This is a genomic window from Bacillus sp. Root131, from assembly GCF_001429475.1.
GTDB classification, from domain to species: domain Bacteria; phylum Bacillota; class Bacilli; order Bacillales; family Bacillaceae_G; genus Bacillus_A; species Bacillus_A thuringiensis_S.
The window spans coordinates 223,536-237,541 of record NZ_LMJQ01000023.1 but is presented as its reverse complement, the minus strand read 5'-3'; the positions used below and the strand labels follow the sequence as shown (position 1 = coordinate 237,541).

The following is a 14,006-nucleotide window of genomic DNA, read 5'->3' as shown; positions in this document are numbered from 1 at the left end:
TTACCTTATTGTTTCCTATGCTAATTGTACAACTTTTCCTTTACGTCTTACTTGATAGTAATGTTTACCACACATTTTCTTTGCAAGTACCTTTCCGCAACAACCGTCTACGGAACAAATTCTTTCTTGTTGTACTTCCAAATCAGTTTTAACTTCTCCATGTACTTTAAATTGTTGATAATGACGATTACAATACCCCTTAGCGAAGTGCCTACCATCACAGTCTGGTACTTCACACTGTTTAGTAGGAAACTCACTATAACCTAACCATGTTGTTCCCGTTCTTAAATACTGTTGATAGTGTTTGTGACAGTAACCTTTTGCTCTCGTGTTTCTACCACAATGTTCTACTTTACAAGTACTCAAATTATACCCCTCTTTCTAAGTTCTTTGCTATCGTATAATGATTGATACATAATCCTTTTCTATACGCTTTTTCACCGCAATTCATGGTTTTACACTGTTTTTCTTCTTGCTTTTGTAATACATGCTCTTTACATAGTCCGTTTTGATGAACTGGATTTCTACAATATCTTGTCTTACAAGTTCCATGCTTCTTACAGTAGTATTTCTTACCTATCATCATGTTTGCTTCTTCTTTACAACCTGTTTGACTACACCAGTCTTTCATTTCAAAGTCATAGCCCATTTTGATATGCTCCGCATGATACGAACAATACAGTCTTGTATCTCTAGGCTCATTACACTCAAATACATTACATAGTTTCTCAGTTTTCTTCTTGATTTTCTTTGCTATCTTTTCTCTATTTACGAACTCTTCATAATGTGACTTACAGAAACAGGAGTCTTTTATTACCTTAGTACGTTTTGAACGACAATCTTCTACCGCACATCTTCGGTCTTCAAATACTTCCTTGTCTGATTTAAAGTCTCCTAATTCACTTATGTCATTATAATGATATTCGCATAACCCAAATTTATGTTCCAAATGAACACAACCATCTACGATGCAAGTCTGTATAGATTTCTTGTCAAAACCTGTATTGTTGAAAGATTCATCTACAGACACTTGCGAATTTATTAAGTTAGCATGTTTTTCACAAAAATCTTCATCAAATAAAACTTTTGTACAATCTTTTATCCCACACCTATTCGACATTTCTAACGTTACGACTACTTTTGGAGTTTTATCCTTACCTTTTACTTGTTTACCTTCTGATTTATAGTGATTTAAACAATACCCCTTTATTTCTGCTATTTCACTACATTGTTCTTCTTTACAGAATAAGTCTTTCCCTACATCTTCTTCTCTTTTATGCTCAATGTAATGCTTTTTACAATATTGTCTGTATACCCCATCATGAAGACAACCTACTTCCTTACAAAGTCTAACGGTAGGTACAGTCTCGATTGTAAACCCTAAAACTTCTTTCTGTCTGCTATGATACTTACATAACTCATCTTGGTGTACTTCGTTTAGACATCCATTTATTTTACAAATTTGAACCTTTTCTTGTAAATAGTGTAAAGTAGTATGTTTATCACATCTATCTTTGTAGGTCTTTATTTGCTCACAACCCTGTTCCATACAAGTTATAGCATAGTTTTCAATAATTGTTTCTTTTGCCTTTTGACTCTTATCTTTTGTTTTACTACTTACAGACATAAAATGTATATAACAATATCCGTCTGCTATTACTTTTTCTTGACAACCTTCTGTTTTACACTGTTCTGTACACAAATTTGTCACCTACTATGCTAACCCTTTAATTTTACGTACCAATTCTAAGTTTGAAGTATTTAATAACGACTCAATTTCATTCCAATCTAGTTCTTTATTTCTATCTACTAAGTTAAGAAATACATATTTTAATCGTAATGTGATATTTTCTAACTTTAAGTAGTTTTCCGGTACATAATGGTAAAAATGTAAATCACGGACACCAGTTTCCTTATTCATTGTAAGGTAAATATGTCTTGTAAAGTCTTTTAAGATGTCCAGTTCATGACCATCAATAAACTTCACCATTTCTTCGTTTGAACCAAAATTATCTTCATTTGCTAATAGAGATAATACGTTTACTTTAGTTCTAGGCAACTCTTTATCTTTATTCAGATACTCTTCTATACTGTTTAGGATATCTTGTCTTGTCCAAGCTACTGAAAACTTTAGTTCTTCTTTAATAAAATGGAACTTTGCCATTTCTAATGGACTCATGTTGTATTGATTATATCGGTTTCTTTGACTTAAACCAATTGCTTCATCAACTAAGTCTAGTACAGCGTACTTATCCTGAAATAAACGCTCAACTTCACCTTTCATACGTAAAAGAGTCGCATCTAATGTACTAGGCGTAAAAGCCACTACCCCTTTATTCATAAATGAACGAACATGTTTCTCTAAACCTTGTACAATTGCCACTTCTAACTGGTCTGATACTTGATTCATACTTAACCCTTCTTTCTTATCAGATACTTTTATCTTTTCGTTTCATATGCTTATCTTGTTGGTGACTTCTTTTACCTTAACCTTTTCAGACTGCTTTTAAGGACAGTTTCCTACTCTATACAGGATACTTCTACACGCCAGTCTCTTTATTTATATCTTCATTTGTATTTCTTATATAGTACTATTATACCATAAGTTTAAGTTTTTGTCAAGTTAGATAGAATATAATTAAAAAGGTCTACAAATAAGTAGACCTTCTCTTTATCTATTCTTAATAGTCTCTAATCCATTGTGCCATCATTGTTTTTCTATTTAATATAAACTTTCTCTTTTGACTTCTATGTGCTTGTATGTTTTGTTTCTTATCCTTCTCATCCCATATTTGAAGTTCCCAAGGAAAATATACATTGTTTTGATTCTTAAAATAAACATGAATCGCTTTATATCCATCTTTGTCTTTCTTATACCAGTTTTTCAGATTAAATTGTTCTTTCCACTTATCTAGTGTATTTTCAATTAACTCCATTGTTTCTGTATCTACTATTAATCTACAACCAAATATATCATTTAACCAACCATTTACAGGGTACTTATTTTCTCGGTTTGCATATCTTTCTAGTTTATCCATAATACTCTCATGTGTTTTAACACGGTAGACAAAGAATAAAGGACTTAAACCCCTCATCAGATAATCGTTTATACATTCATGTAAATTTAATCTGTAATCTAAAATATAGTCTACAGGTACATGTGTAATCGTTTTTGATAAGTTATATCTTTCTTCCTTATTAGTTTCAAAGTAATCTTGTGAAACTTCTTTATGTAACTGATTAATCTCATAAATAAAATGTTCTACCTTATTTATCATTTGTTCCATATACCACTACCCCTTTGTTCTTATCTTCTGTATTATGTTTCCGACAAAATCCTCTTGCATAATACTTATTCTTACAACCCTCTACCTTACAACCTTCTCTTCTCACCTTATCTGTTTGAATTGTAACTTTACCAGTTAGTCTCTTTTCATTATAATGCGTACCACAATACCCCTCAACTACATGAGTATTACTACAACCTTCTAACTGACAAGTCTTATACTGCTTCTTTTCCTCGTCTGTTATAATTCTACCATACTTATTTATTTGATGATTGTGTTTTGAACAATAACCATGTGATTTATGTTTTCCTGTACAACCATCTACTATACATAATTTAACTCTATCTCTTTCTACTTCGGTATTGATTTCACCGTTTCTATACATTTGTGAGTAGTGCTTTCTACAATACCCCTTTGCTCTCCTTGGAAAAGGACAGTCTTTTACTTCACAAGGTTCATTGTCCTCTACCTCACTAACAACTTGACCATATATGCGTTTCTGATGATAATGTTTCTCGCATAAACCAATTGCATAATGTAAATTATTACAGTTTCTCTCGGAACATCTTCTCGTTATTCCTACTATTTCTAACTCAGGTGTAAGTCTACCATATTCTTTAATCTGATTATAATGTTTCCTACAACAACCCCTTGCGTAGTAAACCAAATTACAGTTTGGTACTGTACAAACTTTATGCTTCTTTGCCATATCTCTCACCCTTTACATTATCTAACTATATTATAACATAAGTTTTACTATTTGTCAAATATATAAAGGTAAACAAAAAGGTCTACTACTTGTAGACCTACGAGTTCTCTTTATTCTTTTTCATCTGATAAAATCCCATGTGTTGGTAGTAATGACTTGAACAAAGACCTCTACTTCTTAGTTTCTGATTACAACCTTCTATCTTACAAATTCCACCGTTTTGAAGCTTTTCTTTCTCAGGTGTAACTCTACCATGCCTTTGTATTTGTGTATAGTGTTTAGCACAATACCCCTTTGCTCTTACTTTGCTATGACAATCTATTTCCTTACAAATCATTCGTTTACTACCCCTACTTTGATGTTATATGTATTTTGTACCTTGTTTAATGTGTTCATTACTCTTTGATAATGCTTCTTACAAAGTCCCCTCGCCTTGTGTTTATTGTTACAACCTTCTACCATACAACCTCTATGTAATCTATAGTCTATTATTTCATTATGTCGAGTTATTTGTTTATAATGTTTGTTACAGAACCCTTTTGATTGATGTGGGCTTGTACAACCTTCTACACTACATAGTTTCTTTGACTTAGACTTCAAACTACCGTGTATTCTTAGTTGTTGATAGTGTTTATCACAACAACCTCTCGCACGTATTGGTTCATTACAACCTTCTGCTTTACATAGTCTTGTTTCTTGCTTAACTGGTTTTACAATGTAACCATACTTCTTGAACTGAACATAATGACCTGTACAATATCCTTTTGCTTTATACTTATTCTCACACCCGTCTACCGTACATAATCTAATCTTACCTCTTTCGATATCAGGTCTTAATGTATTATATTTATATAATTGAGAATAGTGTTTACTACAATACCCTTTACTTAACGTTTTCTTATTACAATCATCAACTTTGCAAATCTTAGTTTTACCGATTCTTTCTAGTTCAGGTGTAGTTCTACCATGTGATTTATATTGCTTATAATGTTTGTTACAATACCCCTTACAGTAGTGCTTTCTGTTACAACCTTCTTCTGTACAAATATCATGTCTCTGCTTTTCTAAGTCAGGTCGTAATTCACCATGTTTTCTCCATTGCGTATAATGTTTTGAACACATTTCTCTTGCTAATACCTTATTTGTACAGTTATCTACTTTACATTGTTTGGATGACAATTTTAACACCTACTTTATCTTCCTAATACGTTTATACTTTATATTCTTGTTGTATATTTACATAGAGAATACCCCTAATTTTCTCTAGAGGTATCTTTCTTATAACTCGTCTGTATTGTATTCAGTATACCCTTCATAGTAATAACTTACGTCAATACCTTTCATGAATACGTCTCTATTCTGAATATCATCTGTTAATGCTTGTTTTAATAGATATCTAATTTCTAAATCGTTGACTGGACTACGTTCCATTGCTGACAAATAGGCTTCTTTCTCTACTAAGTTCCAATCTACTACCTTTTGTATTTCTTTCTTTAAAATTAAATCTAACCAAATACGCATACTTCTGCCATTACCTTCTCTAAAAGGATGAGCAACGTTCATTTCTACATACTTTGCAATTATTTCATCATATGTTGTTTGAGGCATTTTATCTATATAGTCTAAGGCTACACTTAAATACATAACAGGGGCAAATCTAAAGTTACCTTTTGAAATATTTACTTTTCTTTGTTCTCCTGCAAAATCATAAATATCTTCAAACAGACATCTATGAATGTCTGATAAACCTTTAAATGTCCCAATTTCTATTTTATCTATTTTCCCACTATCATATAAAGTTTTTGCTTTTAACTTACTTATACGTTCCTCTTCCCTAGCTAACTCAATTTGGTCTGTTATACCTAATTTATTTTGTAACATATTATTCACCTCGTCTTTGACTATCATAGTAATGTATCGCACATTTACCGTCTTTAAATATGTTATCTCTACATCTTGGTTCGAAACATTGTGCTTCGGTATCATTTTTATGTTTTACTGCATGTACCCCGCAATACTGAACGAGTTCTCTCTTTTCTGAACAACCGTCTTCAATACAATAAAACTGAGGTACAATCTTCTTGTGTTCTTCGTTCGTAAAAGCTTTACCATATTTATTAAATTGTTGATAATGTCTATGGCATAAACCTTTTCCTTTTACAATCTCGTCACAGTCTGATACCGTACATAGTTTTGAACCATTGTCTGTCATGTACTCATCCAACTCTCCGTCTAAAATGAGTCTACCATGTAAAAAACAGTACCCTTCATATTTCGCATCATTTTTACAATTTTTAATACGACACCAATCATCGTTTCGAACTGTTTCTTTGTCAAAAGGTGTAACAACACCTTTTAATTGTGAAAAATCTAGTTTCTCAATATAATGTTGTCTACAAATTCCATCTTTAAAGACTTTGTGCTTACATTTTGGTTCACTACACTTTAACTTATCGTCTTTTACTAGATGTTTATGTTCTTCACAATAACCACCAGTTTTTCTTCTGTTGATACAACCTGATTCCTTACAGAATAGATGTGGTTTGACCTCTTTTAACTCTTTTTCTGAATAGGCTCTACCCCATCTGTATGCTTGGTTCTTATGTGTATGACAGTAACCAACTGCTGTTACGGCTTCTAAATTACAGTCTTCAATAATACATTCGTTTGTACCGATTTCAATCTCTTCTCCATTTAGAAATTGAATTAAATGTACTTTACAGAATCCTTCTCTTAATTCTCGTTTCTGACAATTCTTTGCTTTACATTGTTTGTTTTCTGTACACATAATTACTACCCCACTTCGATTCTAAATAGTTTCTACTCTTGTTTATTGATTTCCATACATTTTTAAAACTAAATCAATAACTTGTGACTCTGTGTAGCCACTCTTCATCAAGTTAGCCATTTCTTGTGCTAGTTGCTTCTTTCCTTCCATTAATGAATAGAAGTCTAATTCTCTTTCTTTCATACCATCTTACCCCAGTTTCTCTAGTTTCTCTATCTTTTCGTCTCTTTGACGCATATAATGATTTTGACATAACCCTTTTGTATACTCCTTTGAAGAACATTTGTTTATAGAACAGACCTTTGTTTTCTTTCTCTTCCATTCTTCAAAATAATGATAGTTACATAACCCTTTTGCTTTTTGCGTTTCTTTACACCCGTTTACTTCACATGGTTTCCCTTTCACACTCACTACTTCATGTAATAGTTTATGTGTACCATATCTGCTAAACCTTGTATAATGTTTGTTGCATAACCCTCTTGCTTTCTTCTTGTTTTCGCATCCCTCTACTTTACATTGTTTTGACTGACACATACCCTTTGTCCTCCACTCTTTATACTTACTATTATAACATAGATTTCTCAATTTGTCAAGTGTATAGATACATAACGTATAAGTCTACTGAATTAAACCCTTCTTGTGGTAATACTGATAATGTTTCGAACAATACCCTTTTGCTCTATGTTCATTATCACACCCTTCTATAGAACAACCTTGGTTTCGTATTTTCTCAGAAGGACTAATTGGACTACCAGTCTTTCGATTCATTCGATAGTGTTTAGAGCAATACCCCTTCCCGTAATGCTTATCTGTACAACCTTCTATACTACAAAGTCTAACTTCTTTTTCTTTACTACTATGTACTCTATACTCATAGTAATGATTGGTACAAAAACCTTTCCCATGATACGGTTTGTTGCATCCTTCTATCTTGCAAGTTTTACCTTTCAAATAGATAAGTTCTTTATAATGTGAGTCACAATACCCTTTTGCATGTACCTTGTTTGGACACCCTTTTATTTTACAAGGTTTCTTTCCATATTCAAATTTCATATAATGTTTTCTACAATAACCTTTACTATAATGCCTATTTGAACAAGTTTCTTCTTTACATAGTTTCATGTCTAAATACCCCACCTTTGAACAAAAAATAAAAACAGGTCTTTTGTAAGAACCTGTTTTATTTATCCGTTATTGTTTACTTTTTAGTTTCTTTTGTATAGCTTTCAGTTTATTTTTGTTAGTTGATGATGTTCTTCACAATATTTACCTTCTGCCTTACGGTTTAAACAACCATCTATATTACAAAATAAATGAGGTTTCTTTTCTTTAAACTCTTTGTCTGTTAGAGCTTTACCATATCTCCTTTCTTGGTTTTTGTGTCTAGCACATAAACCGTCCGTTTTAGACCATTGTATACAATCGTCTATTTTACACTTTACTCTTCCAATTCGTTTCATTTCAGACTCTAACTTATTTGCATGGATTAAAATCGCGTGCTTTGTACAGTAACCATCTATCTCCTGTCCATTACAACAATACACAATTTTACACATTGTTCCTGTACGGTCTTCTCCTTTATCATAAGGAGTTGATACTCCGTTTAAGCTGATTTCACCCTCGTCTTTTATATAATGAGTTGTACATATATTATTAATAAATACTTTTCTTTTACAGTTTTCATGAAGACAAAGATTATCTTTTATTTTTGAAGTCTTTAATTCTTTCATTCCAATATCTTGATGGTCTTCACAATAACGACCTTTAGGTTCTCTTACATAACAACCTTCTGCTCTACAATATGCCTTAGGTGTTTTCTGCTTATGTTCTTCTTTTGTTAATACTCTACCATATCTCTTCATATGTGCTTTATGCATAGGACAAAGAGTTCCATTTTTAACCCACGATTCACAACCATCTACTTTGCATTTCACTGTCCCTCGTCTTGACATTTCCTCTTCAAGTTTACCTAGACTAATAAGAATAGCATGTTTTCCACAGTAACCATCTATCTCCTGTCCATTACAACAATACACAATTTTACACATTGTTCCTGTACGGTCTTCTCCTTTATCATAAGGAGTTACTGTATCTTTTAAGTTTAACTTTTTCTTTTCTATATAATGCTCAATACATAAGTCTCCTTCAACAGACTTACTTGAACATCCCTTTTCTTTACATTTATCCTTAAATTTCTCATCTAATTTAACATACCCATGCTCTTCGCAATATCCTCCTGAGTTGCGTTTGCTTAAACATCCGTCTACTTTACAAAATAAATTTGGTTTTATCTCTTTAAATTCTAAATCTGTAAAGACTCTATCATACCTTCTCCATTGCATATGATGTTTGCCACAATATCCATCATATAACATTTCTCTATTACAATCTGAAACTTTGCACTCTAATGTACCGTCTAGTAATGCCTTTAAATGTTTACGACAATATTCTTTATTTACTACTCTACCTTTACAACTAATAACTTTACACTCGTTTGATTTACACATATCTATAACCTCCTGCTTTAACTTACACTTCTATTATACCATAAAATCATTGATTTGTCAACTATTATTCTTTTCTCTATGTAGTTTGTCTTATAAATAAAAAGTTTCCATAAGAAAAAGACTACCTAAGTAGTCTTAACTTTCTAACGATAATACCCCATCAATGTAACCTAGAAATAACTCTACATCAAGGTCTTTGTAAGTTAATTCCGTTACTTGGAATATCTTTATAATCTTCATTGTAATATCTTCTAGTTTAACCCAACCATAAGGTGCTTGAGATTCTACATAAGGTTCTCTTACCTTACTAAACGGATTTTCCATTAGTAATATATGGTCTGATGATACTGATTTTGATGCAAAATCTTTTAAATAGTTTACTAGACTTTCTACAGAACCAAAATTCTCATCATCTAATAGAATCATAGATGTAGGTCTTACATTCCCAACATAGTAATTATCTAAACTAACAATCCGTTTGACAATTGTTTTTAACTCTATCTGAGACAGACTCAAGTCTACCCCTAAATAATCTATGAGAGCCTTGTACTTGATGAAAGTTTTCAGTTTTAACTCCTGTACATTCAATTTACCTAGCTTGTCTAACTGTTTTGCACGTAGTATTGTATTGAGAATACTTTCTTCGTCTACTAATACTTGATGCATACTATCTTTTACAAACCCATGTAATTGTGTAATATCAAGGTCTTTTAATCTTTTCTTGTCTTGATAGGAAACATCATTATATACTCGATAAACAGTAGCGGTTATTGTATTATCTAACTTGTCTGTGTACCGTATAGAACTATTATACTTCCTAACAATTTGTAATTTCTCTTCTTTTGCTACAGGTACTTCTACTTGGTTACTATTACTCGAAATTGTTGCCATTATTGAACATCCTCTAAGTTACTATCTAAATAGTAGAATATTAAATTCCAATCAGGTTTTGCTTTACTCACATCAGGCATTCTATGGAATACATGTTGTAATTTAACGGATACGTCTTCTACTTTCACATGAGTTGATGGTATATCACTTTCACCGTAAATATCAGACTCACCAGTTTCTCTATGATATGTTAAATAGATATGACCACTTGTGTTTAAATCAGATATTGTCATTTGAGAAGCTAATTCTAGTAGTTTCTCTTTACTTCCAAGGTTGTTTTCATCTATTAAAATCTCAGACAAAGGACGATTTCCTTTTGTAACGATATTCGGTTTTGTAATAAATAGTTTTACTTTATTACGTAAGTCACGGTCTGTTCCATCTAAATCTACGTCTATTAGTTTTACTAATACTTTATACATCATATACACGTTAGTATCTATATAGTCAAGGTTAAATTTTCCTGACCTATGTCTTTCAATAGCATGTTCTAAAGCGGATAAAATACTGCTCCAATCTGCTAATGTAGAAACCACTCTATTCTTCACGTTTTGATATACATATTCAGTTTTTGCTAACGCATCATCGTTAATATACCCCTCGTCTGCAAAGAATTTCATGACACGAGTTACCTCGTTTCGTACAATTGAATCTGCTTTCCTAGAATATATTTTCAAACCTTTACTGTAACGTAATTTCTTACGTTCTTCTAATTCTTGTTTCTCTTTTTCTTTAGCAAGGTCTTCTTCCTTTTTCTTCTGTTCTTCTTCATGTTTTTCTCTTTCAATACCTAATTGTACTTCTGCACGTTCCGTCTCAATATACCCCTCTGCGATTGTTGGACTGATTAATGCATTATCTACTAAGTAGTTTGCATAGTCAAATAGTGTTTTATTGATTTCGTAGAATGATAAATCTTCATGTTCCATTTGATAGGAATCTTTTGGTTTGGAGTATTCACCGTTCTTCATTACATATGTGTAATTCTCTACAAATTTAGGTTTAAATCCTTTTTGAAGTAAAGTAAGGATAAACATCTTTTGTTTCATTACTACTCCGTCAATTCTGATTTTCTTATCTAGTTGTTTTACTGCTTGACCTACTTTTAACTTTGATGGTAACGTTTTCTCATACCCCAAATAACTGTCTTCAATTGTAAAATTACTGTTTACTGTCATGTTTATCTCCCCTTTATCCTCTTATTTCTTCTTGTTTTGAAGCGTTTATGTATAAAATGTGGATATTATTTTGATGGTTGTTCTTTCTTTACACTTACTTGTTTACAAATAAAAAAGCTATTCTTTATTTTCAGTTAAGAAAAATTTAATTATCTTTTTGTGAGCATGTACACTCAATGGTTCGCTTATAGTTACTTAAATTTTTCGAAGTAGCTTACTATTTGTACCTAGTAGTTTAAAGATTTTAAATGGTGTTTGTAATGAGGAAAAATCATAGTTTACAAAATGTGAGAAAGTTTGTGTTTTACTTTCTTATGAAAATAAGAAGGAGCGAAAAACTACCCTACCCCTTCTTATTATACTATTTATTTTCAATTTATACTAGAACGTTTTATTAAAATATTTTTATTTAATAGTTTAACCTAAACTCTCTAGCGTATCTAATACAGATTGACCGTTTGCACTTCCTTGTACGATTTCAATGAACTGATTCGCTGTAAGAATTGGAATCCCTTCTCCTTGCTCATTCCAGTTCTCTGCTTTCTGAACCTTGTTTGTATATCTTGCAGGTGTTCCATCTGCCCCTGCCCAAATTAATACATCCATTGATTTTGTTGCTGATTTACCCCAGTCTATATAAATTTTATCACCAAAGTTCTCATCCATGTACGTGTAGAACTCTGCTTTCTTTCTGAACGGTGCGCCTACCTCGTCTGTGCATACTGCTTTAATTCTAATATCTGCTCTTGTGTCTGCAATGATATTAATGAAGCCTGTACTTAACACGGATTGCAAATCTTTCTTATACTCTAAAAATGTTTCATACAGTTTATAGCTCTTTAAAGAGTTTTCTCTTTGAATCCCTAACTTCTTCTGAATATATGCTACCCCACCTGATTCTAGTTGCTCATAAAACTCATCTAAAGTATTGATATCTTCAAACAGTTTATCAGCACTTGTCTGTACGTTAGGTAGGTTTGCAATTTGAATAAATTGTGTTAAAGTCATATCACGCTTATTTGCTAACTGACCGTATACATCGTCTATCTTACGCTTTAATGACTCATTGTAATTTTCATAGGAAACTGACTGCCAATCTGACGGTTCATAACAGAAAAAGATTAACGGACAATCAATACCAAAAATTCGAATCAGTTTCTTGATTGTAGGTTCTCCAATATCAACTACCCCTAATTGAGTAAACATCGCTACTGTTCGTAACGTAATCTTATCAATACATCTAGGATTACTACAAGTTAGATGTGTTAATACAGGGTTGATTTTTAAAGGTGAACCACATGAGAAACAGTTGTTTGGAACTAAAGCTAAAGTCAATTCATTGAACTGATACCCCTCTGTGTGTTTCATTTCAGATACTAACATTTACTACACCTCGTTTTCTTGTATATACTGCTCTATCTTTTTAAATGTAAAGTTATCCTTTACGATTACAACTGTTTGTAGGTTAGAAGGAACTGGCATGTTTTCCAGTAACCACTCATAGGTTTCTTTTGCTGTTCCTCTTTCCATTCCAAATTGTACACCGTGATAATTGATTCCAATCGTGTCTTTTATATAACCTCGTTCTTCTAACTCTTGGTTTAGAACAGAATCATTATGAGCAAGCCAATGTTCGCCATAGTCCTTATACTTCTCATGTACATCATCTTTTAGGTTTATATTCTTACCTACTACTTCACAAGCGAAAGGTGGAAAACCTAACTCTAAACCTAGTTTGATATGACATGTAAATCTTCCATCATCTGTACACTCTCTCACGAATCTTTCTTTTTGTTCCTCAGTTTGAAAATACAAGTTCATATTAATTTTACCTGTTCTTTTCTGCTTTAAAGGAATAAAAGGAAAGTTTGCTTCTAGAAGTTCCCTTACAGAACTCCATCTTGTACTTGTTAATGCGGGTTTTATCCCTGCTACGAATAGTAATACTTTATTTTCTGCATTCAGCTTTCTTAACTCGTTTAACAGGTCTTCCCTTGTTGTTAGCATGATTGCTCTAACTCTTTCGCATAATGTAAATCGAAGTCTTCATACTTTACAACTAAACGCTTACCGTTTGGTTTATCTAATTCGATTGTAATAACCGTTTCTAAATGAGTTGGTACTGGTCTTTTTGCGAGTAACCACTCAATATCTTCTTCAAAGTGGTCTAAACTTGTAAAGAACTTGATACCATGATAGTCTACTGGATATAATTCAATCATATCTATTGGGTCTTTACCTGTTGATTTTGCAATGTTCTCTTTTAACCCATTTAACTTAAACACTTCACAAGCGTTTGGAGGATACCCTAAAACTGAACCGAGTTCACTTGTTTTGTAGTCTAGAATCGGCTTTTCTACTCTAATGAATGTTCCGTTTAAAATGAATTGCTTTAAGTCTTCCCCGTTTTGGAAGATTAACACTTGACCGAATCGGTGTGGAAAGGATACCGAAGGGAAATGAGTTACTAAACTCTCTACAATTTGACCTTTGTTTCTAAGTAGTAATGCTGGTTTTACACCTTCTAAAAATAATTGAATCTCTTGTTGTGACTCATGATTTTCTAGTTCTGACACTAAATTTCCATTATGAATATCTGAACGTACTCGTTCTTTCGCTTGTGTTAAATCCATTTGTAAAAAACCT

At 32.3% G+C, this 14,006-nt stretch carries 18 protein-coding genes; all 18 read right to left on the bottom strand.

Translation table 11 applies throughout. The features are described from left to right. Nucleotides 1-15 precede the first annotated feature (15 nt). Nucleotides 16-366 (bottom strand): hypothetical protein, encoded by a 351-nt coding sequence (locus tag ASE54_RS25875; RefSeq protein ID WP_000102056.1) that lies wholly within the window; start codon nucleotides 364-366, stop codon nucleotides 16-18. A 1-nt stretch (nucleotide 367) separates the two neighbouring features. Next, nucleotides 368-1,711: a hypothetical protein gene (locus tag ASE54_RS25870; protein ID WP_003299306.1), complete on the bottom strand. Its 1,344-nt coding sequence runs from the start codon at nucleotides 1,709-1,711 to the stop codon at nucleotides 368-370. A gap of 3 nt (nucleotides 1,712-1,714) precedes the next feature. Beyond that, nucleotides 1,715-2,410 (bottom strand): hypothetical protein, encoded by a 696-nt coding sequence (locus ASE54_RS25865; protein WP_001077666.1) that lies wholly within the window; start codon nucleotides 2,408-2,410, stop codon nucleotides 1,715-1,717. A 271-nt stretch (nucleotides 2,411-2,681) separates the two neighbouring features. Then, nucleotides 2,682-3,287, bottom strand: a complete 606-nt coding sequence (locus tag ASE54_RS25860) for a hypothetical protein (protein ID WP_000437070.1) — start codon at nucleotides 3,285-3,287, stop codon at nucleotides 2,682-2,684. Further along, nucleotides 3,268-3,996 (bottom strand): hypothetical protein, encoded by a 729-nt coding sequence (locus ASE54_RS25855; protein ID WP_001074677.1) that lies wholly within the window; start codon nucleotides 3,994-3,996, stop codon nucleotides 3,268-3,270. The genes ASE54_RS25860 and ASE54_RS25855 overlap by 20 nt, the downstream gene beginning before the upstream one ends. Before the next feature lie 97 nt (nucleotides 3,997-4,093). After that, nucleotides 4,094-4,333, bottom strand: a complete 240-nt coding sequence (locus ASE54_RS25850; protein WP_000562885.1) for a hypothetical protein — start codon at nucleotides 4,331-4,333, stop codon at nucleotides 4,094-4,096. After that, nucleotides 4,330-5,184 carry a hypothetical protein gene (locus ASE54_RS25845; protein ID WP_000916258.1) on the bottom strand — a complete coding sequence of 285 codons (855 nt, stop codon included), beginning with the start codon at nucleotides 5,182-5,184 and terminating at the stop codon, nucleotides 4,330-4,332. Before ASE54_RS25845 ends, ASE54_RS25850 begins: the two co-directional genes overlap by 4 nt. 90 nt (nucleotides 5,185-5,274) lie before the next feature. Next, the gene (locus ASE54_RS25840; RefSeq protein ID WP_000940046.1) at nucleotides 5,275-5,877 is read right to left on the bottom strand and encodes a Fic family protein; all 603 of its coding nucleotides are present in this window, start codon (nucleotides 5,875-5,877) and stop codon (nucleotides 5,275-5,277) included. Between the two features lies 1 nt (nucleotide 5,878). Next, on the bottom strand, nucleotides 5,879-6,784 hold the full coding sequence (locus ASE54_RS25835) for a hypothetical protein (protein ID WP_000337345.1): 906 nt from the start codon (nucleotides 6,782-6,784) through the stop codon (nucleotides 5,879-5,881). A 42-nt stretch (nucleotides 6,785-6,826) separates the two neighbouring features. Continuing rightward, nucleotides 6,827-6,967 carry a hypothetical protein gene (locus ASE54_RS36555; RefSeq protein ID WP_000664337.1) on the bottom strand — a complete coding sequence of 47 codons (141 nt, stop codon included), beginning with the start codon at nucleotides 6,965-6,967 and terminating at the stop codon, nucleotides 6,827-6,829. A gap of 6 nt (nucleotides 6,968-6,973) precedes the next feature. After that, on the bottom strand, nucleotides 6,974-7,318 hold the full coding sequence (locus tag ASE54_RS25830; protein WP_000336610.1) for a hypothetical protein: 345 nt from the start codon (nucleotides 7,316-7,318) through the stop codon (nucleotides 6,974-6,976). Between the two features lie 84 nt (nucleotides 7,319-7,402). Further along, a complete protein-coding gene (locus tag ASE54_RS25825; RefSeq protein ID WP_000762320.1) occupies nucleotides 7,403-7,906 on the bottom strand; it encodes a hypothetical protein in 504 nt (167 codons plus the stop codon). Between the two features lie 104 nt (nucleotides 7,907-8,010). Next, on the bottom strand, nucleotides 8,011-9,291 hold the full coding sequence (locus ASE54_RS25820; protein WP_000335336.1) for a hypothetical protein: 1,281 nt from the start codon (nucleotides 9,289-9,291) through the stop codon (nucleotides 8,011-8,013). 135 nt (nucleotides 9,292-9,426) lie between these two features. Further along, nucleotides 9,427-10,182: a hypothetical protein gene (locus ASE54_RS25815; RefSeq protein ID WP_000201403.1), complete on the bottom strand. Its 756-nt coding sequence runs from the start codon at nucleotides 10,180-10,182 to the stop codon at nucleotides 9,427-9,429. Continuing rightward, complete coding sequence (locus ASE54_RS25810; RefSeq protein ID WP_000217822.1) at nucleotides 10,182-11,360, bottom strand: hypothetical protein; 1,179 nt, start codon at nucleotides 11,358-11,360, stop codon at nucleotides 10,182-10,184. The genes ASE54_RS25815 and ASE54_RS25810 overlap by 1 nt, the downstream gene beginning before the upstream one ends. Nucleotides 11,361-11,777: 417 nt before the next feature. After that, entirely contained in the window at nucleotides 11,778-12,743 is a 966-nt protein-coding gene (locus tag ASE54_RS25805; RefSeq protein ID WP_000961303.1) for a hypothetical protein, read from the bottom strand. Between the two features lie 3 nt (nucleotides 12,744-12,746). Then, nucleotides 12,747-13,367, bottom strand: coding sequence for a hypothetical protein (locus ASE54_RS25800; RefSeq protein WP_000958428.1), 621 nt, complete (start codon nucleotides 13,365-13,367; stop codon nucleotides 12,747-12,749). Next, a complete protein-coding gene (locus ASE54_RS25795; protein WP_000366432.1) occupies nucleotides 13,361-13,993 on the bottom strand; it encodes a hypothetical protein in 633 nt (210 codons plus the stop codon). The genes ASE54_RS25800 and ASE54_RS25795 overlap by 7 nt, the downstream gene beginning before the upstream one ends. Nucleotides 13,994-14,006: the final 13 nt, after the last annotated feature.